General features: G+C 38.9%; 22 protein-coding genes and 1 pseudogene. 14 read left to right on the plus strand and 9 right to left on the minus strand.

Features of this window, described 5'->3' with window-relative positions; genetic code table 11:
• Positions 1–155 precede the first annotated feature (155 nt).
• Entirely contained in the window at positions 156–620 is a 465-nt protein-coding gene (locus tag HMPREF1535_RS13695) for a YdeI/OmpD-associated family protein (protein ID WP_007657813.1), read from the minus strand.
• Between the two features lie 220 nt (positions 621–840).
• On the opposite strand from HMPREF1535_RS13695, the gene HMPREF1535_RS13700 reads away from it, so the two are divergent.
• The 4 genes from HMPREF1535_RS13700 (at position 841) to HMPREF1535_RS13715 (ending at position 4681) form a co-directional block, all read left to right on the plus strand.
• Positions 841–1248 (plus strand): DUF1848 family protein, encoded by a 408-nt coding sequence (locus HMPREF1535_RS13700; protein ID WP_046146597.1) that lies wholly within the window; start codon positions 841–843, stop codon positions 1246–1248.
• Between the two features lie 159 nt (positions 1249–1407).
• A complete protein-coding gene (locus HMPREF1535_RS13705) occupies positions 1408–1938 on the plus strand; it encodes a C40 family peptidase (protein WP_046146598.1) in 531 nt (176 codons plus the stop codon).
• Positions 1939–2017: 79 nt separating this feature from the next.
• Positions 2018–3292 carry a serine--tRNA ligase gene (serS, locus tag HMPREF1535_RS13710; RefSeq protein WP_010800095.1) on the plus strand — a complete coding sequence of 425 codons (1275 nt, stop codon included), beginning with the start codon at positions 2018–2020 and terminating at the stop codon, positions 3290–3292.
• Between the two features lie 96 nt (positions 3293–3388).
• Positions 3389–4681: a DUF3472 domain-containing protein gene (locus tag HMPREF1535_RS13715; protein ID WP_046146599.1), complete on the plus strand. Its 1293-nt coding sequence runs from the start codon at positions 3389–3391 to the stop codon at positions 4679–4681.
• 144 nt (positions 4682–4825) lie between these two features.
• Here HMPREF1535_RS13715 and HMPREF1535_RS13720 read toward each other — a convergent pair whose 3' ends face one another.
• Together HMPREF1535_RS13720 and HMPREF1535_RS13725 are read right to left on the minus strand one after the other, a co-directional pair.
• A complete protein-coding gene (locus tag HMPREF1535_RS13720) occupies positions 4826–7282 on the minus strand; it encodes a CoA-disulfide reductase (RefSeq protein WP_046147546.1) in 2457 nt (818 codons plus the stop codon).
• Between the two features lie 66 nt (positions 7283–7348).
• Positions 7349–7714 (minus strand): MarR family winged helix-turn-helix transcriptional regulator, encoded by a 366-nt coding sequence (locus HMPREF1535_RS13725; protein WP_010800092.1) that lies wholly within the window; start codon positions 7712–7714, stop codon positions 7349–7351.
• A 170-nt stretch (positions 7715–7884) separates the two neighbouring features.
• Here HMPREF1535_RS13725 and HMPREF1535_RS13730 point away from each other — a divergent pair, with 170 nt between their 5' ends.
• The gene (locus tag HMPREF1535_RS13730; RefSeq protein WP_007657820.1) at positions 7885–8211 is read left to right on the plus strand and encodes a cupin domain-containing protein; all 327 of its coding nucleotides are present in this window, start codon (positions 7885–7887) and stop codon (positions 8209–8211) included.
• A 57-nt stretch (positions 8212–8268) separates the two neighbouring features.
• Here the strand turns inward: HMPREF1535_RS13730 and HMPREF1535_RS13735 are convergent, their stop codons facing one another.
• From HMPREF1535_RS13735 to HMPREF1535_RS13755, 5 genes are all read right to left on the minus strand, one after another.
• Positions 8269–9246, minus strand: coding sequence for a dihydroorotate dehydrogenase-like protein (locus HMPREF1535_RS13735; protein WP_046146600.1), 978 nt, complete (start codon positions 9244–9246; stop codon positions 8269–8271).
• Positions 9247–9266: 20 nt separating this feature from the next.
• Positions 9267–9935, minus strand: a complete 669-nt coding sequence (locus tag HMPREF1535_RS13740) for a YggS family pyridoxal phosphate-dependent enzyme (RefSeq protein ID WP_007657822.1) — start codon at positions 9933–9935, stop codon at positions 9267–9269.
• Entirely contained in the window at positions 9932–10441 is a 510-nt protein-coding gene (locus HMPREF1535_RS13745) for a DUF4494 domain-containing protein (RefSeq protein ID WP_044215177.1), read from the minus strand. Before HMPREF1535_RS13745 ends, HMPREF1535_RS13740 begins: the two co-directional genes overlap by 4 nt.
• 284 nt (positions 10442–10725) lie before the next feature.
• Positions 10726–11187, minus strand: a complete 462-nt coding sequence (gene ndk / locus HMPREF1535_RS13750; protein WP_007657824.1) for a nucleoside-diphosphate kinase — start codon at positions 11185–11187, stop codon at positions 10726–10728.
• 619 nt (positions 11188–11806) lie between these two features.
• Positions 11807–12409 (minus strand): master DNA invertase Mpi family serine-type recombinase, encoded by a 603-nt coding sequence (locus HMPREF1535_RS13755; RefSeq protein ID WP_007657826.1) that lies wholly within the window; start codon positions 12407–12409, stop codon positions 11807–11809.
• A 278-nt stretch (positions 12410–12687) separates the two neighbouring features.
• Here HMPREF1535_RS13755 and HMPREF1535_RS13760 point away from each other — a divergent pair, with 278 nt between their 5' ends.
• Positions 12688–15525, plus strand: a complete 2838-nt coding sequence (locus HMPREF1535_RS13760; RefSeq protein ID WP_046147547.1) for a bifunctional fucokinase/fucose-1-phosphate guanylyltransferase — start codon at positions 12688–12690, stop codon at positions 15523–15525.
• Between the two features lie 25 nt (positions 15526–15550).
• On the opposite strand, the pseudogene HMPREF1535_RS13765 reads toward HMPREF1535_RS13760, so the two are convergent.
• Positions 15551–15805: pseudogene (locus tag HMPREF1535_RS13765) on the minus strand (GNVR domain-containing protein); the annotation flags it as partial.
• 672 nt (positions 15806–16477) lie between these two features.
• Here HMPREF1535_RS13765 and HMPREF1535_RS13770 point away from each other — a divergent pair.
• The 8 genes from HMPREF1535_RS13770 (at position 16478) to HMPREF1535_RS13805 (ending at position 26776) form a co-directional block, all read left to right on the plus strand.
• The gene (locus tag HMPREF1535_RS13770; RefSeq protein ID WP_046147548.1) at positions 16478–18409 is read left to right on the plus strand and encodes a polysaccharide biosynthesis protein; all 1932 of its coding nucleotides are present in this window, start codon (positions 16478–16480) and stop codon (positions 18407–18409) included.
• Between the two features lie 110 nt (positions 18410–18519).
• Positions 18520–19728, plus strand: coding sequence for a UDP-N-acetyl-D-mannosamine dehydrogenase (gene wecC, locus HMPREF1535_RS13775; protein ID WP_046146602.1), 1209 nt, complete (start codon positions 18520–18522; stop codon positions 19726–19728).
• Between the two features lie 10 nt (positions 19729–19738).
• Entirely contained in the window at positions 19739–20896 is a 1158-nt protein-coding gene (gene wecB, locus HMPREF1535_RS13780) for a non-hydrolyzing UDP-N-acetylglucosamine 2-epimerase (protein WP_046146603.1), read from the plus strand.
• Positions 20893–22080, plus strand: coding sequence for an EpsG family protein (locus HMPREF1535_RS13785; protein ID WP_046146604.1), 1188 nt, complete (start codon positions 20893–20895; stop codon positions 22078–22080). Before wecB ends, HMPREF1535_RS13785 begins: the two co-directional genes overlap by 4 nt.
• Positions 22080–23522, plus strand: coding sequence for an oligosaccharide flippase family protein (locus tag HMPREF1535_RS13790; protein ID WP_046146605.1), 1443 nt, complete (start codon positions 22080–22082; stop codon positions 23520–23522). The genes HMPREF1535_RS13785 and HMPREF1535_RS13790 overlap by 1 nt, the downstream gene beginning before the upstream one ends.
• Positions 23522–24619 carry a glycosyltransferase WbsX family protein gene (locus HMPREF1535_RS13795; RefSeq protein WP_046146606.1) on the plus strand — a complete coding sequence of 366 codons (1098 nt, stop codon included), beginning with the start codon at positions 23522–23524 and terminating at the stop codon, positions 24617–24619. Before HMPREF1535_RS13790 ends, HMPREF1535_RS13795 begins: the two co-directional genes overlap by 1 nt.
• The gene (locus HMPREF1535_RS13800; RefSeq protein ID WP_148499114.1) at positions 24609–25745 is read left to right on the plus strand and encodes a glycosyltransferase family 4 protein; all 1137 of its coding nucleotides are present in this window, start codon (positions 24609–24611) and stop codon (positions 25743–25745) included. Before HMPREF1535_RS13795 ends, HMPREF1535_RS13800 begins: the two co-directional genes overlap by 11 nt.
• Positions 25746–25780: 35 nt before the next feature.
• A complete protein-coding gene (locus tag HMPREF1535_RS13805; RefSeq protein ID WP_046146608.1) occupies positions 25781–26776 on the plus strand; it encodes a glycosyltransferase family 4 protein in 996 nt (331 codons plus the stop codon).
• Position 26777 lies beyond the last annotated feature (1 nt).

Consider the following 26777-nt stretch of genomic DNA (forward strand, 5'->3'; position numbering starts at 1 on the left):
ATATAGTCTTTATTGTTCACTTGCCTATGTTTTTGAAGTAAAGTCCTGTCATAACGCCCATTTACGTTCGCTCCAGTCTTTTATGGATTTATCATCAGGTGATATTTCCATAAGAGTCAGGAGTGGATCGTATTCTATCGATCAGGTTTCTACTGTTAAATCTTTTCATTCTTTTGTATCATTGTTATCGTTTTGGCAATGCGGTTGGCTTTGGTTTGTTCTGTTTTTGCAGAATTAATCCAATCTATAAATGCTTTTTTTTGACCATGCTTATATTTTTCAAATTTATCTAAGAGGCCTTCCTCATTTTCCATGCATAACAATAATTCTTCGGGTATTATTAATGGCGTATTATCTTCATACAGTGTTATATGTACGATATCAGGAGCTTGCTTTTTTATTTTTTTTCTTATTTCCGATTTTACAGCCAGACCTATATGTCCGTTTCCGATAGGCATCAGGTGTACATTGGAAAATTCATAGTTATCTATCTTTCCTTTTACTTTTAGCATTCCAAAAGGAGTCTTAGGCATTGGGATTTCCGGTATTTCGACAAATGTCCAACTTTCAATTTTATCTAATACGTAATCTTTGTCTACTAATGGCTTTTCTGTTTTCATTTTGCAATATTGATAGTAAGGTTACAAATATAGACCATCGCGGTGACAACAGTATGTCAGTAGGTGAAATAATCTTCTTTCAACTCTAAGAAAACAAATATTCAAAATGTTCTCTATTTCATAGACTTAAGTATTTGAATACAAATACAATTGTATTTAGAAACAAAAACAGTTGTATTTGCAATTAAAAACAATTGTATTTTGAGAAGGAATAAGTCAGTTGATAGATACGTTTAAACGATTGGTTGACTGTCTGGATAGCGACCGGGTTATCTGGCGCTTTGACCCGATGGTGCTGACTGACCGGATTTTTAAAGATGATTTACTGGAAAAGGTTGAGCGTATCGGAAATCAGTTAAAAGGGTATACGAAGAAGCTGGTATTCAGTTTTGCTGATATTCTGGAATATAAGAAGGTAAAAGCGAATATGGAAAAGAATCATATTAATTACCGGCTTTTTGAGAAGGATGATATGGAGTATCTGGCGAGAGGGTTGATGGGGTTGAACAAATATACCTGTCCGCATAAATGTGAGTATTGTTATGCAAACTCTTCAAAAATGATAGCGGAAGCTAATTATAACCAGCACAAACTGAATCCTTACTTTGAATCGATCGTTGGAATGTGATGGTGTTTTCTAAAAACTTTTCGAATGGTGTTGAAAAATATGTATATTTGCATTATAAGAATCAATCCTAATAAGTATGAGATGGGGTAGATGTTGTAAAGCAAATAAAAGAAACGGTTCATCGTATTGCTCCAACTACAGAAAGAGAATAAATAAATCATGATATATAAAAATCCTATATTCAGCCTTTGGCTGTTTTTGTTTGTACTGGTCCTGACATCCTGCGGCAGTAAGAAACGTGTGGCACTTCCGGCTGATTTTAAAGGGCCGAAGGAATTGTCACGTTTATATGGTGTGCGTATTACGCCGGATGATAATATCTTTCTTTATAATGAAGGGGCGAAATGGCTGGGGACACCTCACCGGATGGGAGGAAGTACCAAGCGGGGCGTGGATTGTTCCGGGTTTGTGGCGATTGTGTTTCGCGAGGTTTATGGAAAACAGTTGGCACGTTCGTCGGCGGATATGCTGAAATATAATTGTAAGAAGGTCAGCCGCGGCAAATTGCAGGAAGGCGATTTGGTGTTTTTTAAAACAGGAGGAGGCAAGAAAAAGACACCTAACCATGTAGGAATTTATCTGAAGAACGGGAAGTTTATCCATACCAGTACTTCCAGGGGAGTAATGGTCAGTAGCCTGAGCGAACCCTATTATACCCGGAGCTGGATAACGGGAGGACGGGTGAAGTGAGATATTTTTGTAAACATCTGAGCGGAAGTTGCTTTTTTATGTATCTTTGCATTTCAAAATAAATAAACATAGAGCAAGTATGTTGACGCTTAAAATGATTACGGAAGAAACAGACCGCGTGATTCGTGGTCTGGAGAAGAAACACTTTAAGGGTGCAAAAGAAAGCATCGCTAAGGTGATTGAACTGAACGATAAAAGACGTAGTACACAGAATCAATTAGATACAAACCTGGCAGAGGTTAACTCGCTGTCGAAAACAATCGGTGGCCTGATGAAAGAAGGCAAAAAAGAAGAAGCCGAAGCTGCTAAAAAGCGTGTTGCCGAAATCAAGGAACTGAGCAAGGGCATTCAGGCTGAAATGGACCAGGCTGCGGAAGAGATGCAGAACCTGCTTTATACAATTCCGAATGTGCCTTACGATGAAGTGCCCGAAGGCGTTGCTGCTGAGGACAATGTGGTAGAAAAAATGGGTGGTATGGAAACAGAACTGCCGAAGGACGCACTGCCTCATTGGGAATTGGCTAAAAAATATGACTTGATTGACTTCGACCTGGGTGTGAAGATTACAGGTGCCGGTTTTCCGGTTTATAAAGGACAGGGCGCTCAGTTGCAGCGTGCTTTGATAAACTTCTTCCTGGATGAGGCACGCAAATCCGGTTATATGGAAATCATGCCGCCGACCGTGGTAAATGCCGCTTCCGGCTTCGGTACCGGTCAGCTTCCGGATAAGGAAGGACAGATGTACCATTGCGAAGTGGACGACCTTTATCTGATACCGACTGCCGAAGTGCCGGTCACCAATATCTACCGTGATGTAATTATCGATGAGAAACAGTTGCCTATCAAGAACTGTGCCTATACACAATGTTTCCGTCGCGAAGCCGGTTCTTATGGTAAAGATGTACGCGGTTTGAACCGTCTGCACGAATTCTCTAAAGTGGAACTGGTTCGTATCGACAAGCCGGAGCATTCTAAGCAGTCTCATCAGGAAATGCTGGACCATGTGGAAGGCCTGCTCCAGAAGCTGGAACTTCCGTACCGTATCCTGCGTCTGTGTGGTGGCGACATGAGTTTCACTGCCGCTCTTTGCTTCGACTTCGAAGTATATTCGGAAGCTCAGAAACGTTGGTTGGAAGTAAGTTCTGTTTCCAATTTCGATAATTATCAGGCTAACCGTCTGAAATGCCGTTATCGTGATGAGAACAAAAAGACACAACTGTGCCATACACTGAATGGCAGTGCTTTGGCTTTGCCGCGTATCGTTGCTGCATTGCTTGAAAACAATCAGACACCTGAAGGTATCCGCATTCCGAAAGCGTTGATTCCTTATACAGGTTTCGATATGATTAAATAATTACCTTAGTTTATCTACGGACAATAAATAGAAAAACGGGACAGAAAGTAGCGAGGTTTACTTCTGTCCCGTTTTTGTTTTAAATCTAAAATAAGAATGAATAAGATTAAACAAATTATCCTGTTCGGCATAGCTGTCCTGATGTGCAGCTGCCAGAGTAAGCAGATGGAACCTTCGGCTGAGGCGGTATCGGTTCCGTTAGGCGGAAACACTTATGTGACTGCCGGAAAAGAGAGTGCGAAGGTTTCTACCGATGGTATCAAATCGTGGACGGGGACGGATGCCGTCCTGTCGGCGTGGTTTAAAACCAGCCAGCCCGGTGATTTGAATCTTTTCCTGAAAGGGAAAGCGGCAGACGGACCGTCGACTGTAAAGGTAACTTTCGGAGGTAAAAGTTTTACCGTAAAAGTGACGGAAGCAGAGGAAACGGTTATTCCGGTAGGGAAGGTATCCGTTACGGAACCGGGGTATATCCGTGTAGATTTGCAGGGAGAAGAGAAAGAAGGCGCTCAGTTTGCCAATATCTCCGAACTGCTGATAGACGGGCCGGCTGCGCAGGAGCCTCTTTATTTTGTGCGTAACTTTGAACCTTACTGGGGAATGCGTGGACCTTCCGTACATATGAAATATACATTGCCGGAAGAATCGGTCGAATATTTCTACAATGAAATAACGGTTCCGGAGGGAGAAGATAAGATTGGCAGTTACTTTATGACGAATGGTTTCGGTGAAGGTTATTGCGGTATCCAGGCGAATAGCGATACGGAACGCCGTGTCTTGTTTTCCGTATGGAGCCCGTTTGAAACGGACGACCCGAAAGCGATACCGGAAGACCACCGCATCAAGCTGCTGGCGCAGGGAAAAGATGTACATATCGGAGAGTTCGGTAACGAAGGGTCGGGGGGACAGAGTTATCTGAAATATCCCTGGAAAGCCGGACAAACTTATCGTGTCATTACCCGTGTTCATCCGGACGGTAAAGGGAATACGGCCTATTATGCCTGGTTCTTTGCTCCTGAAGAAGGCGAGTGGCGATTGATAGCCGGTTTTCTGCGGCCGCAGACAAACGCATGGTACACCGGAGCACATTCTTTCCTTGAAAACTTTATGCCCGGGCAAGGTTATCTGGAACGTAGTGTCCATTTTGGAAACCAATGGGCCCGTACGGCTAAAGGAGAGTGGAAAGAACTTACCGAAGGCATGTTCACTTATGATGCCACCGCCCGTGCCGGTGTCCGTCAGGATTATGCCGGTGGGGTGGAAGATAATATGTTCTTCCTCCGTAACGGCGGTTTCTTCAATGATAATACAGAGTTCAAATCCGTTTTTACACGTCAGCCGAACGGAACTGCTCCGGATGTCGACGTAACGACATTGCCCCTGAAATAGAGGCCTATTATTTGTCAAGAAAAAAACATAGGACTTTTGAAATCAAAATAAGGGACTTTTGTAAGCAAAGCATATATGTTTTAAACGCAAAACATATATGCTTTTTTTATGGGGTATATATCCTTTGGAAAATAACCGGAGTGTTTAGATGAACAGGTTTACGTTTGCATCTTCCGCCCGTTCAAGATAAGTGGCTACTCCGCCAAGCGTGACATTGTCCATCAGTTCCTCTTTTTTGACACCCATCACATCCATACTCATGGTGCAGGCTATCATTTCGACACCGTTCTCAGCGGCTTGAGCGATGAGGCTTTCCAGGCTGTCGATATGCTTTTTCTTCATAATGAGGCGCATCATCCAACTTCCGGCACCACCCATATTCATTTTTGATAGTTTCAGTTTACCGCTGTGGGCGGGAAGCATCCAGCCGAACATTTTGCCGAATATATCTTTTGAAACAGACGGTTTCTGCCGTTTCTTGATGACATTCAGTCCCCAGAAAGTGAAGAACATGGTTACTTTCTTGCCGGTCGAGGCGGCTCCGTTGGCAATAACGAAGGAGGCAAGGGCCTTATCCAGGTCGTCACTGAATACAATCAACGTCTTGTTGTCCGCACCGTTCACCATTTTACAGGAACTTTTAGGTTCACCTTTTTCGATTGTAGCATGGATGACTCCCGATTTATTCTCAACTCCGACCAGCTGTGCTCCGGTCATATTGCACCAGGCGGCTACATCTTTCCCGAATCCCTGGTCGGTGGCGGTTATCAGAAGACGGTCACCTGTATTTATCTCAGCATAATGTTTTTTCAGCTGCATGACTGGACCGGGGCATTGAAGACCGCAGGCATCAATCCGGATAGTCTGTTGTGAGGGAGAAGAAGATGCGGCGGCGGTAGACGTTTTTGGTGTCATTGCTGTTTGGGAATTGCCTTCTGTTTGTTTGGAAGCTATTCCGGCTGTCGCTGCACTCCATGTTTTGAATCCTCCCGACAGGTTCTTTACATTTTTATAACCATGCTGAACCAAAATGCGGTAAGCCAGATATCCGCGTAATCCGATGGCACAAGTCACTACGATTGGTCTGTCGGTTGGCAGTTCCGGCAGGCGGTTGCGCAGTTCGTCGACCGGGATATTGATAGCTCCCGGTATGGAACCCAGGTTATATTCGTCGGCAGTGCGTACATCGACCAACAGGGAATTGCTGCCCAGCTGTGCTATGTCGCGCCAGTTAATGGTTTCGACCTTTTTGGTAAGGATATTCTCTGCAACATAACCAGCCATGTTGACGGGGTCTTTGGCTGACGAATAAGGAGGTGCGTAGGCCTGTTCCAGTTCGGTCAGGTCGTAGACTGTTCCTTTGCGTTGTATTACCTGGGCAAGCATTTCGATTCGTTTGTCTACTCCGTCGAATCCAACAATCTGGGCACCGTATAACTGTCCGTTGTCCGGTGAGAATACTATTTTTATAGACATCGGAACGGCTCCCGGATAATAACCGGCGTGCGAAGCCGAGTGGGTGTATGATGACTGATAGGGGATGCCTTCCCGTTTCAGTAACTTGGCATTGGCACCGGTGGCAGCGACCGTAATATCAAACACTTTGGCAATAGAAGTGCCTGTCGTACCTTTATAAGTTTCGCGATTGCCGAATACGATATTATCGGCTACGATACGTCCCTGTTTGTTCGCCGGACCAGCCAGCGGGATTAAAGCCGGTTTGCCTGTTACCGGATTGAGCACTTCGACAGCATCTCCCAGGGCATAAATGTCCGGGTCGGAGGTCTGCATATAATCGTTTACGGCAATCCCTCCCAGGGCTCCGATGGCCAGTCCGGCTTCTTTGGCCAGCTTTGTTTCAGGGCGTACACCGATACTGAGGATAACCAGGTCTGTCGGAATCTGTTTGCCGCTCTTCAGGTGGACGATGATACCTCCGTCTGTCTCTTCAAAACGTAATACGCCGTCTTCCAGACGCAGGTCTACCTTTTTTTCAATCAGTTGCTGATGTACGATAGCGGCCATTGAATAATCGAGCGGAGCCATTACCTGGTTAGCCATCTCGACAACGGCGATATCAAGACCCTGATCGTGCAGGTTTTCGGCCATTTCGAGTCCGATGAATCCACCGCCTACAACTACTGCATGGCGGGGATGCTCCTGATCTATATACTTTTTGATCGTATCGGTATCGGGTACGTTGCGTAGGGTGAATATCTTTTTGCTGTCGATACCTTCGATGCCGGGACGCAAAGGTTCGGCTCCCGGAGAGAGTACCAGTTTGTCATAGCTTTCGGTATAAGACTGTCCGGTGCGGAGATTCTTCACTTCTACGTTTTTTTCTTTGGGATGGATAACGGTAACTTCCTGCTCGGTCCGTATATCAATATTGAAACGGGCGGTAAAACCTTCGGCGGTTTGTACGAACAATTTATCACGTTCTGCAATGACGCCACCGATATAATAAGGTAGTCCGCAATTGGCATATGATACATATTTGCCCCGTTCAAACAGGATAATGTCTGCATTTTCGTCCATTCTTCTCAGACGTGCGGCGGCTGTTGCTCCGCCGGCTACTCCTCCGATTACTAAATATTTCATCTTACTTTCTTTGTTATTGTTATTATACATATTTTCTAATGGAAAATAAATAAGTAAAAAAAGGGATTATCCCTTTTCCATACATTGTTGCAGTTTTCCGAACAGGCCGTCGAAACGTAATTCGGCATTCATCATTTTCTGTACTTTTTCTTTTCCTTTCGGGGTAAGAGAAAAGAACATCTGCCGTTTATCTTCCTTACTCATCGTACGGTCGATAAAGCCTTTGTTCTCAACGGAAGTGATTACTTTGGATACACGTGAGTTCGATAATCCGATATATTCACAGATGGTGCCTGCTGATTTGGGCTGGTTGTCTTTCAGGCAGCAAAGCAGCATTGCTTCGTTGATTGTAATTTCATGAACGTCTGAAAAAGCCTTTTCAAACTGATATAATGTTTTGTATATGTCTTTGATTACGCAGATTGCTTCCATGTCGTATTCTTTATTAATGATGCAAAGATAGATAATATTTTTAATATTGATATTGTTTAGTGGAAAATATTTTATCCGGCTTGTTGAAGGGTAGTTGAGAACAAATGTTTTTCATCTGTTGTTTTAAGAAAAACAGAATTGATTATTATAAACCAGTAAATAGAAAAGATATGGAAAAATTATTTCAAAAAGGAGTTGTAGTCGATTTAAGCAATTTGGTTGATTATTCAGCGGGTGGGGTTGTCAGCAAACAAATCGTGAAAAGTGCAGCAGGTAACATTACTCTGTTTTCTTTTGATAAAGGGGAAGGACTGAGTGAACATACCGCACCTTTTGATGCTCTGGTACAAATACTGGAAGGTGAAATGGAAATCGTTGTCGATGGAAATCATTCCCGGATGAAAGCAGGGGAGTCGTTGGTGCTTCCTGCCAATGTACCGCATGCTTTAACAGCGGTGCAACGTTTTAAAATGCTTCTGACAATGATTAAGGAATAAATAAAAAAGAGACAAGGCTGGAACCCTGTCTCTTTTCTGTTTTATCAGATTTGTTTCTTAGTCTCTGTTTGAGAAGTATTTCATGAACTGTGAACGTTCATACATGGCCGGATCGGGGATATTGGCATAATTCAGTTTACCCTGGAATTGTGCCAGATTCTGATAATGTGTCTGGTGCATCCATTCTTCAATACAAGTAAGTACCTGTGATATGATTTCGCCGCCATGAGTATATAATGCGCTGCACATCTGTACGGCAGAAGCTCCTGCCAACAGGCATTTGATAACGTCTTCCCAATCGTGGATACCGGTTGACGAAGCGATGCTTATTCCGGGAACCTTACCTGAAATGATTGCCGTCCAGCGGATTGTGTCGCTCAGGTCGGAGTGGTTGCTGAATACGTTGCCCGATACTATCTGCATATTGTTGATGTCGATGTCCGGCTGGTAAAAGCGGTTGAACATCACTACGCCATCTGCCCCATTAACCTTTAATGTATTAACCAGTGCCGGAATGTTTCCGACGTTCTTCCCGATTTTCATGATAACGGGTATTGAAACCGTTTCCTTTACTTTCCGGATGATGTTGACGTAAAGGTCACGAATCTCGTCGGGATTGTATTCCAGACTCGTTTTAAGAAAATAGACATTCAGTTCAAGTGCGTCGGCTCCTGCCAGCTCTATCTGACGGGCAAAGTCAATCCACACATCAGACTTGTAACAGTTGATGCTGGCAATGATAGGAATGGTACACTGTTCTTTTGTCTTTTTTATCAGTTCCAGATAGTTGTTTACCTGGTTTGCTTTTACATAACCACGGATATAATCGGCAGCTTCCGGATAGTCTGAATCCTGCATAAGCGAATCGCTTTGCATTTCAATTTGTTCTTCAAAAAGAGATTTGAGAACAATCGCTCCGGCACCTGCCTTTTCGAATTCCTTGTTTCGCTCAGGGTTGTTTGTCAGACCTGAACTTCCTACAATTAACGGATTACGAAGTGTTAGTCCCGCATATTGGGTTTTAATGTCAATCATGTCAGATTCAATTTAATGTGTTAGTACTCGCGTTCGCCGAAAATACTGGTTCCAACCCGTATCATGGTGCTACCCTGGCGAATGGCAACCGGATAATCGTGACTCATTCCCATAGATAGTACTGCAAAATTATCATTTCCTATGAAATATATAGCTTTTAATTCGCTGAAAAGTTCATGTAAGATGTGAAATTCCTGTTCGATGAGCGCAATGTCATCGGTATAGGTCGCCATTCCCATCAATCCGCATATCTGAATATTGCCTAGTTCGGCAAGTTGTTCGTTTTGCAGAAGCTCACGGCACTCGTCAGGACTTAGTCCGTGTTTGGTCTCTTCCTGAGCAACATGTATCTCCAGTAATACACGGATTATACGGTTGTTTTTTGCGGCTTGTTTATTTACTTCCTGTAATAATTTCAGTGAGTCGATGCTATGGATTGTATGGATAAATGGCGCAATATCTTTCACTTTATTGCTTTGCAGCGGACCGATAAAATGCCATTCGATATCACCCGGTAGTACTTTTTGTTTAGCCGTCAGCTCCTGTGCCCTGCTTTCGCCAAAGACACGCTGGCCAGCATTGTAGGCCTCCATCAATGCTTCTGCCGGATGAAACTTGGACACGGCTACCAATGTGACGTTTGCCGGTAGCGATGCCTTTAACTGTACTATGTTCTGGGAGATACTCATGCTTCCTGTGCTTTGTCCTCAGCCTGTTTTTTCTGTTCGGCAATCAGTTCTTCTCCTGATTTGGGCGTTTTGTCATCATTGACGGAGAAAGGGAATACGTCCATCAGCATGGTTTCTGTAACCGAAGCGATTGTGTAATCGGCCATGGTGCCTTTCATGCCTTCTTCCAGTACGGCGATGGCTTCTTTCAGTGTGCAAGCCTGTGCAAGCATCTGTGCAGCCGTTTTCTTTTCAGCGCCGCTTTTTTCATCGAGTGTGATGAAATATACTTTAATTTTGTAGAAACGGTCGCCGTTTTCGTTGAAGAACAATTCTGAAAGACGGGCACGTTTGATGTCAGTAACAGTAAATTCGCCGGATATGAACGGGCGTATTTCTTCAATGATACGGGCTTCCGCTTCTGTGAAAGAGAGGGCGTCGACCAGATAAGGTTCTGTTACTTTCTTTTGCATTCCGTTCTCCAGTACTTTTTCAAAGGAGACTTTACATTCAAACCAACTGTGCATATTGTTTTCTTTTAATTTTTTGTCTGTACTCGTGTTTAAAATACAGTACAAATATAGGTCCAATTCGGGAATAATACAACTGCAAGTAATTTCTTTATTTTTTCGGAACATTTCATAGAATGGGCTTGTTTATATAATGTAGTGTGTTTTTCATGGTATTAGATTTTTAGATTAGTAATGAGGTTGTTCATCCGGTTCGGGAGGATAGGATGATATCGTAGAAATAAAAAAGCCGGAAAAGAGTCTATGATTTCTCTTTTCCGGCTTTTTGTTTACTTTATCTCTCAGAATTCATCGTTTGCATAAAGACTGAGCAGGTTTTTTGTCTCATAACTAAATAATTCATCCTCATTGAAAAATCTTTTCAATTCGATTGCGGCTGTTTCCGGTGAATCGGAGGCATGTACGATATTTTCCTGTACACTCATGCTGTAGTCTCCGCGGATGGTTCCCGGGGCGGCATTTCTTCCATTGGTTGATCCGGCCAGCGTACGCACTACATTTACCGCATCGACTCCTTTCCAGCAACAAACAATCACAGGGCATACAGCCATTGCGTCTTTAACCCTTTGAAAAAAAGACCTTTCTTTCAGGTGAGCGTAATGTTCGCTTAAAATCTCATCCGTCAACCAGGTCATTTTCATGCCTTCCAATATCAATCCCTTTTTTTCAAAACGGGCAATTATTTCACCAATCAGACCTCGCTGGATGGTGCATGGTTTTAATATAACAAGTGTTCTTTCCATACTTTTTTCTTTTTATAAGGTTCAACGAATATTTCTACTAGCGCAATTTATCCCAAAGATAGTATATTTATTCACAATTAGTTAATTTATAGTATAATAATGTGTAAAAGTGAGATGAAAAAATGAAGTTTTCTCAATACACAAGTAATTATTTACTAAAGTAGAATCCCAGAGTTCTTGTTCTTTCTATTCCTTGCTGCGCCTAATAGAATAACTTCTTAGCTTTTAACTTAAATACTTATATCCATATCACTTTATTCCTTGAATTTTTTCTCTTGGTGTAATTTTTACAATCTCTTTTTTATTCTCAAAAAAATGTCTGTCTTGTCCGAAGACGGCCTGTTATTTGCTTCTGATATGTGAATCATTAAAAATTAATTTTTTGTTGATCGATAATTGTATCTAATGTTTTCATAATGAGAGTGTAATGGTGGATAAAATATTCCTTCAGAACACAAACAGTATTAATATTAGATGTTTCAATACACATTTTTCTTATGTATTTAGAACAAACAACTATAAATAAACAATTTAGCTTAGATTTTATTCACCTGGATTGCATTGTTTAACAATTGGGACACATGTTCTTCGGGCGACAAAAAACTTAATATTTCTATAATCAGTCTAACTCCGGGTTCATCCTCATGAAATCTCTTAAAGTTTGTCTGTTTACTCCTAACTTTTTACTGATGTACAATCTGGTTTTCTTTTCTTCCAGAAGTTTACGAATGAGATTTTCTTTACCGGACAGTTTGTACTGTTCCGACTTTCCCCCCTTGGGACGACCTAGTTTTGTCCCTTCTTTTTTCTTTCGTGCCAACGCTTCTTTTGTACGTTGAGAAATCAGGTTACGTTCTATCTCGGCACTCAGGCTGAAAGCAAAGGCCAGGATTTTGCTGTTGATGTTGTTTCCCAACTCATAGCGTTCTTTTACTGTTATCACGAAAATGTCTCTCTCCATGCATTGATGGAGGAAGCTCATAACCTGCATCAGGTTACGACCTAAACGGGATAACTCAGTTGTAATCAAGATGTCTCCTTTACGGATTTGCTTGATTAACCGTCCTAGTTGCCGTTCTGCAACATCTGTTGTTCCACTGATTGTTTCTTCTACCCAGCGATCAATACGCATGCTTTTGGCTTTTGCGAACTTTTCAATTTCAAATCGCTGATTTTCAGTACTCTGCTTATCCGTACTGACTCTTACATAACCGTATATCATACAATTGAATATTAAATGAATAACTAAAGATACGTTAGAAAACTAAATGATAGGGGGTGATTAGTAAAAACCAACGTTTTTTATCGTCAACTGGATATGTAAGTTGCTTTTCACTACAAATATGAATATAATAATTTAAACCAATGGCATATTGAATGGTAAAATTAAATTAAAATTTAACTTACGTGTGATCATAATGGAAGGAAAAACTACTTTTGTGATAAAGATAGAATAACTAGGCAGGAATGATTTCATCGTTTCCTGATACATATATAAATATGAAGAAATTATTATCGTTACCGCCCAATTTGGTGAATAGTTTCCACAAGATAGCGAAAGTAAATGTGGATGAATGGTTTTGTACTTCCGACCCGGTAGGGGCACGGCTTGGTTCCGGTGGTGGTACAACCTGGTTGATCGAAGCATGCCGGCAAAATGAAGCACCTCAAATATCTGTAAAGGAATGGCTGGCAAAAGAAAAAAGAATTTTGTTGCATGCCGGAGGTCAAAGCCGGCGGTTACCCGGATATGCCCCGTCGGGAAAGATTTTGACTCCGATACCTGTTTTCAGATGGGCGAGAGGGCAAAAGTTATCACAAAATCTGCTATCCCTGCAACTTCCTTTATATGAGGAGATCATGCATAAAGCGCCGGATTCACTCCATACCCTGATTGCCAGTGGTGATGTGTATATAAGAAACAGTGAGCCGTTACAGGATATTCCGGAGGTGGATGTTGTTTGTTACGGATTGTGGGTCGATCCTGCCTTGGCGACCAACCATGGTGTGTTTGTGTCGGACCGGCAGACGCCCGATAAACTGGACTTTATGCTTCAGAAGCCTTCTTTGGATGATTTGGGGAAGTTGGCACAGACACATCTTTTCCTGATGGATATAGGGGTTTGGTTACTTAGCGACCGGGCAATGGAGTTGCTGATGAAACATTCTTATACAGCCGACGGGAAGACTATGAAATCTTACGATCTGTATTCTGAATTTGGACTGGCATTGGGAGAACATCCCCGTATTGCCGATACTGAACTGAATCAGTTAAGTGTGGCTATTTTACCTTTGGAAGGAGGAGAGTTTTACCATTATGGCACAAGTCGTGAACTGATCTCTTCCACACTAGCCGTTCAGAATCTGGTACGTGACCAGCGGGCAATTATGCACCGAAAGGTTAAACCTCACCCGGCCATGTTCGTGCAGAATGCAGCTATCGATTTGACGCTGACAGCCGAGAACTCTGAGCTATGGATTGAAAACAGTTATATAGGAAAGAATTGGAAACTGGATAACCGCCATATACTAACCGGTGTCCCGGCAAATAACTGGGAATTGGATCTGCCCTCCGGTGTTTGTATCGATGTCGTTCCGGTCGGTGAGCAAGACTGGGCTGCACGTCCTTATGGTTTTAATGATCCGTTTAAAGGAGCATCTGACGATGAGAAAACGCTTTTCATGGGATGTCCTGTCATTCAATGGGGAAAGGATAGGGGAGTAACATTCGAACCTTTTGATGATTTACAGAATGCCCCGTTGTTCCCCGTTTGTAAAAATGTGGACGAATTAGGACTGGTAATACGCTGGATGGTTTCCGAACCCGGACTGGAAAATGGCCGTAAGATATGGGAAACTTCCCAGAAAATGTCGGCGAATGAATTATCTGATTATGCGAATCTGGATCGGTTGTTTGCCCAACGTGAAAAGTTCCGTTATGCCAACTGGCCGATGCTGGCCGCTAATCACGAGAAAAGTGTCTTCTATCAGTTGGACCTTGCTGATGCTGCACGTGAATTTGCCGGTGGAAATCTGGCTTTACCTGAGGTGCTTTCCTCTGAAGTTCCTTTAATGAAACGGATACATAACCGGATGTTCCGGGCTCGTGTATTGCAACTGGAAGGGAAACCTTATGAAGAGGAACAACAGGATGCTTTTTCATTGTTGAGAGAAGGACTGATCGGGTCTGTTTCCCGTGAAAAACAATCTCCTTTCCTGAATGTCTATCGCGATCAGATTGTCTGGGGACGTAGTCCGGTACGTATCGACCTGGCTGGCGGATGGACTGACACACCTCCTTACTGTATGTATGCCGGTGGAAACGTGGTTAATGTAGCTATCGAACTGAATGGCCAGCCGCCGTTGCAAGTATATGTCAAGCCATCGAAAGAATATAAAATTATTTTGCGTTCCATAGACCTGGGGGCTATGGAGGTTGTTTCAACCTGGGATGAATTGCATGATTATAAAAAGATCGGTTCTCCTTTCTCTATACCGAAAGCAGCGTTAGCACTTGCCGGCTTTGTCCCGGAATTTTCAGCAGAGCATTACCCTTCGCTGGAAGATCAGTTGAAGAGTTTCGGTTGCGGGTTGGAGGTAACTTTACTGGCGGCTATTCCTGCCGGTTCCGGACTTGGTACCAGTTCTATCCTGGCAGCAACGGTTCTGGGTGCAATCTCTGATTTTTGCGGTCTGGCCTGGGATAAAAGTAAGATAGGGTACCGTACATTGATCTTGGAACAATTGCTGACAACCGGCGGAGGCTGGCAGGATCAGTATGGCGGAGTATTGCACGGTCTGAAACTTTTACAAACAGGAGAGGGATTCAACCAGAATCCTTCCGTGCGCTGGTTGCCGGAATATTTGTTTACAGACCCGCAATATCAGGGCTGTCATTTACTTTATTATACCGGTATAACCCGTACGGCAAAAAATATCCTGGCTGAGATCGTGCAAGGGATGTTCCTGAACAGTGGGACCCATCTCCACCTGCTCTCAGAAATGAAAACACATGCCCTGGATATGTTTGAAGCCATCCAGTGCGGTAATTTTGAAACCTACGGCAAACTTATCGCAAAGACCTGGGAACAAAAGAAAGCACTCGATTCCGGAACAAATCCTCCGGCAGTAGAGGCACTTATCACCCAGATTAAAGAGTATGCCTTGGGATATAAATTACCCGGAGCAGGTGGAGGCGGTTATCTGTATATCGTCGCTAAAGATCCGGATGCGGCCTTACAAATACGCAGACAGCTGACTGCTTCGCCGCATAATCCGAATGCCCGTTTCGTTGAGATGAGCCTTTCCGATAAGGGGTTGCAGATCAGCCGGTCGTAATTCCGACTACAAGAATATGTACTGATCAGAATATTTGCCTGTCTCTGATCAGTACATATCCGCTTATTGCTATCAGGTCAAGAAAAATACAACCGATGAGGATCAGTACTTTTTTTGGTGCTGAAGCTTTCAGGGGGACGGAAGCCGGTTCTATAATGGTATAGACCGGTGTTTGTTCCTGTACCCGTAATTTATCCTGTACCTGTTTTTGTGCTAATGTATTATAGACATTGAATGTCAGTGTCATCTCATTTTTCAACCGTTCTAACTCTGTCCGGTAACCATAATTTTCAGTTCTTCTCCGAAATGTGTTTTTCTGTAAATCGCAAGATAACAGCCGATTGGTAAAAAATATTAAATAAGTAATGAATAGAGAATAATTTGTTTTAGCTAATCAGGTCTGCCTTCTTGAATGGTTAAATGAATTGTTTTATGACATGGCATGTTTTTATTGGGGCTGATTTAATATTTGATTTATATACCGTATGTCTCTGTAAGTCTGTATACTATGATATATGCGGGTTCTGGACTTTTTGTGTGAATATTGGAAAAAGTAGCTAATAATGATTCTCTTTATCACCTTTACAAAGTAGTTTTTTTTGTTAATTTTAAGTGTTAGGTTTTTCATTATACCTTGTTAGGCAAGGGTTAATGATTTTTTTGTATTTTGTTTGTTCGAAAATTAATGCATACTTTTGCGGCGGTTAAAAAGGATCATTTTTTTATCAGGGTCGTCGTTGCAGCTATGTGACTGACGAACTTTTTTGTGTAAAAAATAAACTAGTATTAATGTCCTATCTTTTGATAATCACCTTTCTGGTGATCTATTCCTTGTTCTCTGATCTTGTTAATCCGCAGGTTCTGGTAATGGCTGATCGAAAGCTGTTATTAGCTATACCTATGTCTTTCGGAAAATTCCAAAACTAATTTTATTTATACTCTTCCAATGGAAATGAATAATCATTACGTGGGCTTACAGCGCCTTTTCTCTCGTTTTACCAAAATGAGATATATCAATGGATGGATCATTTTCAGCTTTGACCTGATCATATCTTTAAGTGTTTCATTAATAGGTGTATTAGGACTATTGTCCTTTCTAGGGGTTTCCTATACTCAGGAAGATATTTTAAAAGGAGGTTTTGCCTCTTTGGTCGGAAGTTTGATTGCTTTCTTTACTTTTAAGGTCTATCACGGTGTGATCCGTCATTCTACTTTACGTGGTTTATGGAGAATTTGGGGAGTGGCTATATTGAAATCGGTGGTTTTATGTATATTACTCCTAGTTCTGAAAGCCTCGTTTACTCCGAAAGTCTATCTGGTCGGATTATTTATCGATTGTGTCCTTACAATGCTAATGTTGGTAACATTCCGTATTTTTATTATAAACATATATAATATGGCTTTGTTGCAGCTTGGGAAAAAGCGGAAACAAGTATTGGTTTATGGAACGGGAGATGAGAGTGTTATGATTGCTTCAACAGCAACAAGGCATATTTTTATGCAAGATTACAGTATTACCGGTTTTCTCACTTTCAATAAACAGAAAAGGAATTTCCGTATAGCAGAATTGCCAGTGTATCAGATAGCTTCCCGCGAAGATCTTTTGCGGCTAGTAAACAGAAATTCTTTAGACGGTATACTTTTTCCCAATCTCAAAACTATACAACAAGAAAAAGATCGGTTGATCCGTTTTTGTGAGCAGATATCTTTGCATACTTTGGTGGTTCCTGAGATGGAAGAGGTCCATAACGGTGCGATAAAACGATCTATCCGTGATATAAAGATTGAAGACTTGTTAGGACGTGAAGAAATTCAGATCAACATGCAGGAGATCGCTTGCTTACTTGAAAATAAGGTGATACTGGTTACAGGTGCTGCAGGAAGTATTGGCAGTGAGATTTGTCGTCAGTTAGCACATTTCCCTATTTGTAAGTTGATTTGTTTTGATTCGGCTGAAACACCGATGCATAATTTGCGTTTAGAGTTGGAAGATAAATTTCCTAACTTGAATTTTGTACCTGTGATAGGAGATGTTCGAAATGGAGACCGGTTGGATTATGTTTTTCGCAATTGGCATCCTCATATTGTATTCCATGCAGCTGCTTATAAGCATGTACCATTGATGGAGGAGAATCCTTGTGAAGCTGTACGGGTGAATGTTTACGGGACTCGGTTGGTTGCAGACGCAGCCGTAAAGTACGGTGTTGAAAAGTTTGTAATGATTAGTACGGATAAAGCAGTGAATCCAACTAATATTATGGGGTGCAGCAAGCGTTTGGCTGAAATTTATGTACAGAGCTTGAGTTTGGCTATTATAAAAGGTGAAGTACAAGGTAGCACAAAATTTATAACGACCCGTTTTGGCAATGTTTTGGGAAGTAATGGTTCTGTCATACCTCGTTTCCGTGAACAGATTAATAACGGAGGACCAGTAACAGTAACCCATCCAGAAATAATTCGTTATTTCATGACTATTCCCGAGGCATGTCGATTGGTTTTGGAAGCTGGTACGATGGGGAATGGAGGAGAGATCTTTGTATTTGATATGGGACAACCTGTGAAGATTGCTGATTTAGCTCAGCGAATGATAGAACTTTCAGGCATGAAAGTAGGGAAGGATATTGAGATAGAGTATACAGGATTACGTCCAGGTGAGAAATTGTATGAGGAACTTTTGAGTCATAAGGAAAATACGAAGGAGACACCACATCGGAAGATTCGTGTGGCGACTGTCCGTGAATACGAATATAACATAGTCAAGCAATATTTGGATAGTATAGAAAATAAATCCAGAAGTGTAGATATAATAGAAATGGTGAAAGAAATGAAAGCTTTCGTCCCGGAGTTTAAGAGCCGTAATTCACAGTTTGAGAGTTTGGATTAAGTGGATTGTTTTGAATAAATAGGTTTGTTGATAATTCATATAACTTTAATATGTCGCATTCAAGCTGTATTATGGCTTGGTTTGAGACTTATTTTTAATAGAAAAATAGAATGAAAGCATGTTTTATGGGGTTAGGCTATATTGGTCTTCCCACAGCAATTATTGCTGCCAAATACGGTATTCAAATTTTGGGAGTAGATATTAATTCTGAGATTGTAAAGAAAACTAATCAAGGAAAGTTACATATCATTGAGCCGGGCATGGAGGAGATGCTCCAAGAAGTTGTGGCCTCCGGTCAGTTGAAGGCTTCTACTACTCCGGAAGTGAGTGATGCCTATTTCATGGTTGTGCCTACTCCTTTCAAGGGAAATCATGAACCCGATGTTTCTTATGTGGAGGCTGCTACACGTGCCGTGATTCCTTTGTTGAAAGAGGGGGATTTATATGTTATAGAATCTACATCACCAGTGGGAACTACAGATAAGATGGCGGAGCTGATTTTTGAGTTGCGTCCGGAGTTAAGAGATAGAATCTATATAGCTTATTGTCCGGAACGTGTATTACCGGGAAATGTCATTTATGAATTGGTTCATAACGATCGTGTCATCGGTGGGATCAACCCTGAGTCGACGGAGAAAGCGATCGGGTTTTATAGCCAGTTTGTCAAAGGAACCCTGCACAAGACAAATGCTAAAACGGCGGAAATGTGTAAGCTGACTGAGAATTCTTCTCGTGATGTGCAGATAGCCTTTGCTAATGAGCTTTCTCTGATTTGTGATAAGGCGGGAATCAATGTCTGGGAGTTGATAAGTTTGGCGAACAAACATCCTCGTGTGAATATCCTTCAACCTGGATGCGGTGTGGGAGGCCATTGTATTGCAGTAGATCCTTATTTCATCACGGCAGAATTCCCTATGGAATCCAAGATAATATCCACTGCTCGAGAAATCAATAATTATAAAGCATTCTGGTGTGCTGAAAAAGTACAAAATGCTATGCTTAAATTTGAGTTGGAACATCATCGCAAACCCTCTGTTGCCATGATGGGATTGGCTTTCAAACCTGACATTGATGATTTGCGTGAAGCGCCTGCTAAATATATCACAACGAAAGTGATGCAAGGTTGTAACAATGCGGACATATTGGTTGTAGAGCCTAATGTGCAAACACATAATGTATTTAAACTTACAGATTATAAAGAGGCTTATGAGAAAGCGGACATAGTCGTTTTTCTGGTTGCTCATTCGGTATTTAAAACTTTGCCTTATAATGACCGGAAGGTAATTCTTGACTTTTGCGGAATCTATAAAAATGATTAATCGTTGTAGCATGAAGAAAGTAATGTTGGTTTTCGGGACTCGTCCCGAAGCTATAAAAATGGCTCCTTTAGTAAAGGAATTTCAGAAACATCCCCAAGAGTTCAAAACAATCGTATGTGTCACTGGGCAGCATCGTGAGATGCTTGATCAGGTATTGCGTATATTTGAAATCACTCCGGATTATGATTTGAACATAATGAAACAGGGGCAGGATTTATACGACGTGACAGCCCGTGTTTTGACGGGTATGCGTGATGTGTTGAAGGATGCGCAACCGGATGTTGTTTTGGTTCATGGTGATACAACTACATCAACCGCTTCGGCTTTGGCTGCTTTCTATCAACAGATTCCTGTAGGCCATGTAGAAGCAGGGCTTCGTACTCATGATATTTATAGTCCTTGGCCAGAAGAGATGAATAGGTTGATAACAGGTCGTATTGCCACTTACCATTTTTCTCCAACGCCGTTAAGCAAGCAGAATCTGTTGAATGAAGGAGTAAAAGCCACTTCTATTATCGTAACTGGTAATACGGTGATAGATGCGCTCTACATGGTTATAGATAAGATAAAGAAAGATGAGAAACTTGATGAAGAGTTGGAAGGAATTTTGCGTACTTCCGGTTATGATGTTAATCGTTTGCAGGGGGGAAAGAAATTGGTTTTGATAACAGGACATCGGCGTGAGAATTTCGGTGACGGATTTATTTCTATGTGTAAGGCTATTCAGACTCTTACAAAGCGATATCCGGATGTTGACTTTGTTTATCCGATGCATCTAAATCCCAATGTTCGTAAACCTATTCATGAAGTGTTTGGCGAAGATTTGTCCAATTTGGGGAATATGTTTTTCATTGAGCCTTTGGAATATCTTTCTTTTGTTTATTTAATGGAGAAATCGACTATTGTCTTGACTGATAGTGGTGGCATTCAAGAAGAGGCTCCAGGACTTGGTAAGCCTGTACTTGTGATGCGTGATACAACAGAACGTCCGGAAGCTTTAGAAGCTGGTACGGTGAAATTGGTAGGAACAGATTATGATAAGATTGTAAATGAAGTTTCTATTTTGTTGGATGATAAAGTGCGTTATGAGGAAATGAGTAAGGCGGTGAATCCTTATGGGGATGGGAAAGCTTGTACTCGTATTATAAATATGTTTATATCAAAATGATATATATTGCCGCTTTTACCCTGATTTTCTATGGTTGGATACTGGTTGATTTACAACATTATAGAAAGCTTTTTGCTGTTTGTGTGTATGCAATAATTGTATTTCTGATTTTGATTGCAGGATTAAGGTACAGGGTTGGCGGTGATTCTTTGTACTATATAGATACATATACTTCAATGCCTACATGGGAAAATTGGGAATTTTTTAGTTTTGATGAAGGATACGGTCCATTATGGTATTTATTTTGTGCAATATCTAAAACATTAGGTGAGGATTTTGTATATCTTCAATTGTTACATGCTATAATAGTAAATCTCACATTCTTCTATGTGTTTAGGAAAAAAAGTGTAAATATAATATCTTGTTTCTTAGTATATTTCTTGATATATTATATTTATTATAATATGGAGATATTGCGTGAAGCATTAGCTGTTTGTGTATTTTGTTTTAATATATCCAATCTTATAGAGAGAAAATATTTTAGATACTATCTGGGATGCGTGTTTTCTATAGGTTTTCATTATTCAGCATTAGTGTTATTGATTTTTCCTTTGTTGAATTACTTATTAAAGATAAAACATGCTAATTTGATATTGGGAATAGGAGGAGGATTAATTATCTTTATATTCTTTTATATTCTTCCCAATAACTATGTGATTTTTATGGATTTTGTGCCTGTTATAGGTTTGAAATTGAAATCTTATTCTACATTAGAAATGAATAATGTGTTGGGCATTTTGTATTATGCAATTTCTTTTATAGCATTTCTTGGTTTTTATTTAATTGCGATTAAAAATAAACTTATGGATAAACAGGATAATAATATCATGAAGATGTTACTTTTGTTTTTGTTTTTAGGGGCAATGAATCAAGGATTGATGAGGATTTCAAATTATCTAATTCCATTTGCAATCCCATATATAGTAAATGTTGGTTATTCTCTGATTTCAATGAAAAAATCGGTTAATAGCAAGATTGTATTTATAGGATGTTTCAGCTTATTGATATTTCAAAAGAGTTATTATTATATGACTGATACTTCTCATTTAGTAGCTCATACAAGGCAATATGAGTTATGGTATCCTTATGAGTCTGTATTTAGTCCAGTTAAGCATTCTGATAGAGAGTTGATATTCTATAACGCCATGTATAATCAATCTATTATAAGGTCAAATAGAGAATAATGGGGGTAAAAAAAAATATTATTTATAGTGCTATTTTAACGACGAGTAATTATGCAATACAATTAGTAACTTTTCCATATTTATCTCGTGTATTAGGTGTTGAAAATATTGGGATAGTGAATTTTATTGATGGAATTGTTAATTATTTTATAATGATTTCAATGTTAGGTTTGAATATCTTGGGGATTCGTGAAATAGCAAAGGTTTCTAATGATGTTAGTAAAAGGAATAAAATATTCTCGGTATTGTTTTCTATAAATTTGTGTTTCACGATTATTGTGTCATTAATGTATATTGGATTGATATTTCTTATACCACAATTTTATGAAAAACGTGATTTCTTTTTTTTAGGTATATTTAAGTTGTTGTTCAATTTGTTTTTGATTGAATGGTTCTACAAAGGGATTGAAAATTTTAAATATATAACTATACGTGCTTTGGTTTTAAGGCTTTTTTACATTGTTTTGTTGTTTGTTTTTGTGAAAAATGCTGCTGATGTATATATTTATTATAGTATAACTGTTTTACTAGTTATTTCTAATTCCATTGTAAATTGGATATATTCTAGGAAAGTTGTATCATATGTTTTAGTGCGTATTGAAGATTTTAAACTGTATATAAAACCTTATGTTTATCTCGGATTTTATTTGATATTGTCTTCTGCTTATACTACTTTTAATGTAATATATTTGGGGTTTATTTCTTCAGAAAAAGAGGTGGGATATTATGTGACAGCATTAAAAATATATACGATTATATTGGGATTGTTTACTTCTTTAACAAATGTTATGATGCCTCGTATGTCAGCTTTGCTATCTAAGGGCAATGTGATTGAGTTTAGAAAGAAGATAAATGTTGTATTTGGGATGTTTTTTTCGATCAGTATTCCTCTTGTTTTTGCAATTATACCATTGTCAGGTGAAATTATAACTGTTGTAGCAGGAAATGGATATGAAGGAGCTATATTGCCTATGCAATTGATCACTCCTTTGATATTGATAGTTGGAATCGCTCAAATGTTAGTAACTCAAATTCTTATACCTCTAAAAAAAGATAAAATTGTTTTAAAGACAGCTGTGGTAGGTGCGGTTTTTGGATTGTCTCTTAATTTGATTTTAGTTAGTCATTTATCTTCTATAGGTACAGCTATTACATTATTATGTTCTGAATTTTTAGTTACTTTTTTTCTCCTTTTTTATGTGATTAGGAATAAATTATTATTTCTTCTTTTTGATAGTGTTAAATTGAATATATTTTATTCAATTCCATATTTGGTTATTGTCTTTTTTGTGAAGAGAATATTAAGTGATAATTTGCAAATATTGCTATCTTCCTTTTTTTGTTGTAGTGTATATTTCTTTTTATCACAATTATTTTTAGTGAAAAATCCGATAATTGTGTATTATGTTCAAAATTTTTTTAAACATAAAAACTATAAGTAATGATAAATAAAACTCATGTTATTGCATTTTATTTACCACAATTTCATCCTACGAGGGATAACGATAAATGGTGGGGAAAAGGATTTACAGAATGGACTAATGTCGGAAAGGCTCGTCCTTTATATCCAGGGCATTATCAACCTAAGGTACCTGCAGATTTGGGATATTATGATTTGAGATTACCTGAAGTTAGGAAAGAACAAGCAAATCTTGCGCATAAGGCTGGAATTGAAGCTTTTTGTTATTATCATTATTGGTTTGGAGAAGGAAAACAGGAACTTGATTATCCTATTAAAGAGGTGTTAAGACTTAATGAGCCCGATTTTCCTTTTTGTTTGTGTTGGGCTAATGAATCATGGCATGCAAAATTTTGGAATCGGGATGGAACTTGCAAAAAGAATTTGTTGATAGAACAACGGTATATAGGTGTGGAGGATTATATATTTCATTTTAATTCTTTATTAAAGGCCTTTAAGGATAAACGTTATTATAAGATAGATGGTAAACCAGTGTTCATGATATATAGGCCTTTAGAGTTTCTTGATGTAACAACTTTTATATCGGTTTGGAGAGATCTTGCTAAAAAGAATAATATAGGTGACATTTATTTTATTGCTCAAGCCACAATACGATCAGATATAGATAAAATGCTTTCATTTGGTTTTGACGCAGTTAATTATGTAGGATTGTGGGAATGGAAAACTGAAAATTTATTATTGAATAAGCTTAAAAGGCGTTTTTATTCTGATGTGTTAAATATTCCGTATATTCATAAATACTCAGATATGGTGAAAAGAATGTCTTTAATGAATCGTGAATATGAGGATGTGAAGGTATTTCCAACAATAATACCTAATTGGGATCATACTCCAAGAAGTGGTACTGGGGGATATATTTTGCATGGATCAACTCCTGATTTGTTTCGAAGACATGTTAGCTCAATTTTATATAATATAAGAAATAAGCCTCAAGAACGGAAATATGTTTTTTTAAAGTCTTGGAATGAATGGGGAGAGGGGAATTATATGGAACCTGATTTGAAGTATGGTTTAGGATATATAAATGTTTTATCACAGGAATTAGAAAATGAAAAATAGAGTAATATTAACGATGATATATGATATCAAGTTGTTTCCACCAGTGATATCTATATGTAATATATTGTCAGAATTGAATTATGAAATCGTGTACATTGGTGGTTGTTCAGATATCAATACAGAAGAAGTATTAATGGAAAAAAATCGTGTACGATTTTATAAGACATCATTGTATGGTGGAAATGGAATACAACGAATAATTCAACAGTATAAATATCGTAAGTATGTATTGGAAGTACTGAAAAGTGAATATGTGAAGGAAACGACATATTTATGGCTTTTGCATTCAGAAACAGTTAGTTTGTTTTCTGCTTATTTAGATAAGTATGATGTGATATCTCATTTGTTTGAATTTAAAAATCCAACTCAAAGAATTGCATACAGATTATTAAGTCCTTGTTATCCGTTTGAAAAAAATTTAAAAAAATCAAAAAAGGTTGTTTGCTGTGAATATAATAGAGCGCATATAACAAAATCTATTTATAATTTAAATGAAGTTCCTTATATTCTGCCAAATAAACCATATAATAAAAATACTCAAGTTACTCAATCTTTGCCATCCTTTATTCAAGAAATAATATCCAAATACAGAAATAAAAGAATAATATTGTATCAAGGAGTTTTTATTCCCGAGAGAAGAGTTGATTATTTTATTAGAGCTGTTAATTCTTTACCTGATGATTATGTGCTATTTTTAATGGGAGGAGAAAATTCTTTTTATGATGAACTTAGAAATAAATATCAAAGTGATAGAATTGTTTTTCTTCCTTTCTTACCACCTCCTTTACATTTGGAAATTACTAAATTAGCGTATATTGGTATATTGGTATATGTTGTAAATGGTGAACCGATAAATCGAGCAATTAATGTTTTATATTGTGCGCCTAATAAATTGTATGAATATTCGATGTTTGGTATTCCTATGATTTCGAATAATTTACCTGCCTTGAATTTTATTTTTTCAAAATTTGAAGCAGGTATTTGTACTGATATTTTGTTTGAGGAAAATGTATGCGAATCAATTCTTGAAATTAGCAGAAATTATGAATCGTATTCAAAGGCTTCAGTACAGTTATATAATAGTGTTGATATGTTAGATATTGTAGAAGGAATATTGAGGGAGTGAAAAAAAATGTGATTTGAACTATTTAAGACGTAATTATGAAAATATGTTTTTTTTGTAAAATATCAGATAGGAGCAAATTGTTTCTTGTTGAATTTTATAATCAGGATATTAATATCCTAAAAAGAATAGATTCTAATTTGACGATAGCAACTAAATATAGTGAAATAGATTGGAGTGCAGATATTATTTTTGTTTGGTGGTGGACATATGCTTTTTTTCCTGTGTTTGTTTCAAAATTGTTGAGGAAGAAACTTATAATAACAGGTACTTTTAATTATAAGTGTCCAATGGCTGCTTCTGATTATTATAGGAGACCGTTATTAGAAAGGCTATTGATTAAGTACTCTATAAAATATGCAAATAAAAATATTCTGGTCTCAAAAAATGAGTATGAGCAAATTTCTAAAGATTGGAAGCTTAGAAATATGATATATTCTCCACATTGTATAGACACTATAAAGTATTCAAGAGAGACATATTGCAATAGAAGAAATGAATTGTTTACTATTTGTTGGACAGGAAAAGAAAATGTAAAACGAAAATGCTTGTATGAAATTATAGACTCGATTGAATTATTGAAAGATAAGTTGGATGTACATCTTAATATTGCAGGACATGAGGGGGATGCTTTTGATGAGGTGAAAAAATATATATCAGGAAAAGGATTAAATGCTTATATTAATATTTTAGGTTCAATTTCCGAGGATGAAAAATTGAGTTATCTGAAAAAATGCCGTTTTTATTTACAGCCATCTCGCTATGAAGGTTTTGGGCTGGCTATTGCGGAGGCTATGAGTTGTGGGGCTGTGGTTATAACAACAGATGTTGGAGAAGTACTGAATGTTGTTGGAGATGCAGGGGTAATAATAAAGGATACATTACCGAGAACTATTGCTAATGCTGTAGAGGATTACTGGGAGAATGATTTAGAGAGTATTAGTATTGCAGCTCATAATAGGATTGAATCATTATTTTCAATGACAAGAAGAGAAAAAGATATAATGAATGTTGTAACAAAATATAAAGGATAAC

Origin of the sequence: Parabacteroides goldsteinii DSM 19448 = WAL 12034 (assembly GCF_000969835.1) — a bacterium.
GTDB lineage: Bacteria > Bacteroidota > Bacteroidia > Bacteroidales > Tannerellaceae > Parabacteroides > Parabacteroides goldsteinii.

Coding starts and splice junctions, on each gene's coding strand:
- HMPREF1535_RS13695 (WP_007657813.1), bottom strand. CDS start 620: ATGAAAACAGAAAAGCCATTAGTAGACAAAGATTACGTATTAGATAAA.
- HMPREF1535_RS13705 (WP_046146598.1), top strand. CDS start 1,408: ATGATATATAAAAATCCTATATTCAGCCTTTGGCTGTTTTTGTTTGTA.
- serS (WP_010800095.1), top strand. CDS start 2,018: ATGTTGACGCTTAAAATGATTACGGAAGAAACAGACCGCGTGATTCGT.
- HMPREF1535_RS13715 (WP_046146599.1), top strand. CDS start 3,389: ATGAATAAGATTAAACAAATTATCCTGTTCGGCATAGCTGTCCTGATG.
- HMPREF1535_RS13720 (WP_046147546.1), bottom strand. CDS start 7,282: ATGAAATATTTAGTAATCGGAGGAGTAGCCGGCGGAGCAACAGCCGCC.
- HMPREF1535_RS13725 (WP_010800092.1), bottom strand. CDS start 7,714: ATGGAAGCAATCTGCGTAATCAAAGACATATACAAAACATTATATCAG.
- HMPREF1535_RS13730 (WP_007657820.1), top strand. CDS start 7,885: ATGGAAAAATTATTTCAAAAAGGAGTTGTAGTCGATTTAAGCAATTTG.
- HMPREF1535_RS13735 (WP_046146600.1), bottom strand. CDS start 9,246: ATGATTGACATTAAAACCCAATATGCGGGACTAACACTTCGTAATCCG.
- HMPREF1535_RS13740 (WP_007657822.1), bottom strand. CDS start 9,935: ATGAGTATCTCCCAGAACATAGTACAGTTAAAGGCATCGCTACCGGCA.
- HMPREF1535_RS13745 (WP_044215177.1), bottom strand. CDS start 10,441: ATGCACAGTTGGTTTGAATGTAAAGTCTCCTTTGAAAAAGTACTGGAG.
- ndk (WP_007657824.1), bottom strand. CDS start 11,187: ATGGAAAGAACACTTGTTATATTAAAACCATGCACCATCCAGCGAGGT.
- HMPREF1535_RS13755 (WP_007657826.1), bottom strand. CDS start 12,409: ATGATATACGGTTATGTAAGAGTCAGTACGGATAAGCAGAGTACTGAA.
- HMPREF1535_RS13760 (WP_046147547.1), top strand. CDS start 12,688: ATGAAGAAATTATTATCGTTACCGCCCAATTTGGTGAATAGTTTCCAC.
- HMPREF1535_RS13770 (WP_046147548.1), top strand. CDS start 16,478: ATGAATAATCATTACGTGGGCTTACAGCGCCTTTTCTCTCGTTTTACC.
- wecC (WP_046146602.1), top strand. CDS start 18,520: ATGAAAGCATGTTTTATGGGGTTAGGCTATATTGGTCTTCCCACAGCA.
- wecB (WP_046146603.1), top strand. CDS start 19,739: ATGAAGAAAGTAATGTTGGTTTTCGGGACTCGTCCCGAAGCTATAAAA.
- HMPREF1535_RS13785 (WP_046146604.1), top strand. CDS start 20,893: ATGATATATATTGCCGCTTTTACCCTGATTTTCTATGGTTGGATACTG.
- HMPREF1535_RS13790 (WP_046146605.1), top strand. CDS start 22,080: ATGGGGGTAAAAAAAAATATTATTTATAGTGCTATTTTAACGACGAGT.
- HMPREF1535_RS13795 (WP_046146606.1), top strand. CDS start 23,522: ATGATAAATAAAACTCATGTTATTGCATTTTATTTACCACAATTTCAT.
- HMPREF1535_RS13800 (WP_148499114.1), top strand. CDS start 24,609: ATGAAAAATAGAGTAATATTAACGATGATATATGATATCAAGTTGTTT.
- HMPREF1535_RS13805 (WP_046146608.1), top strand. CDS start 25,781: ATGAAAATATGTTTTTTTTGTAAAATATCAGATAGGAGCAAATTGTTT.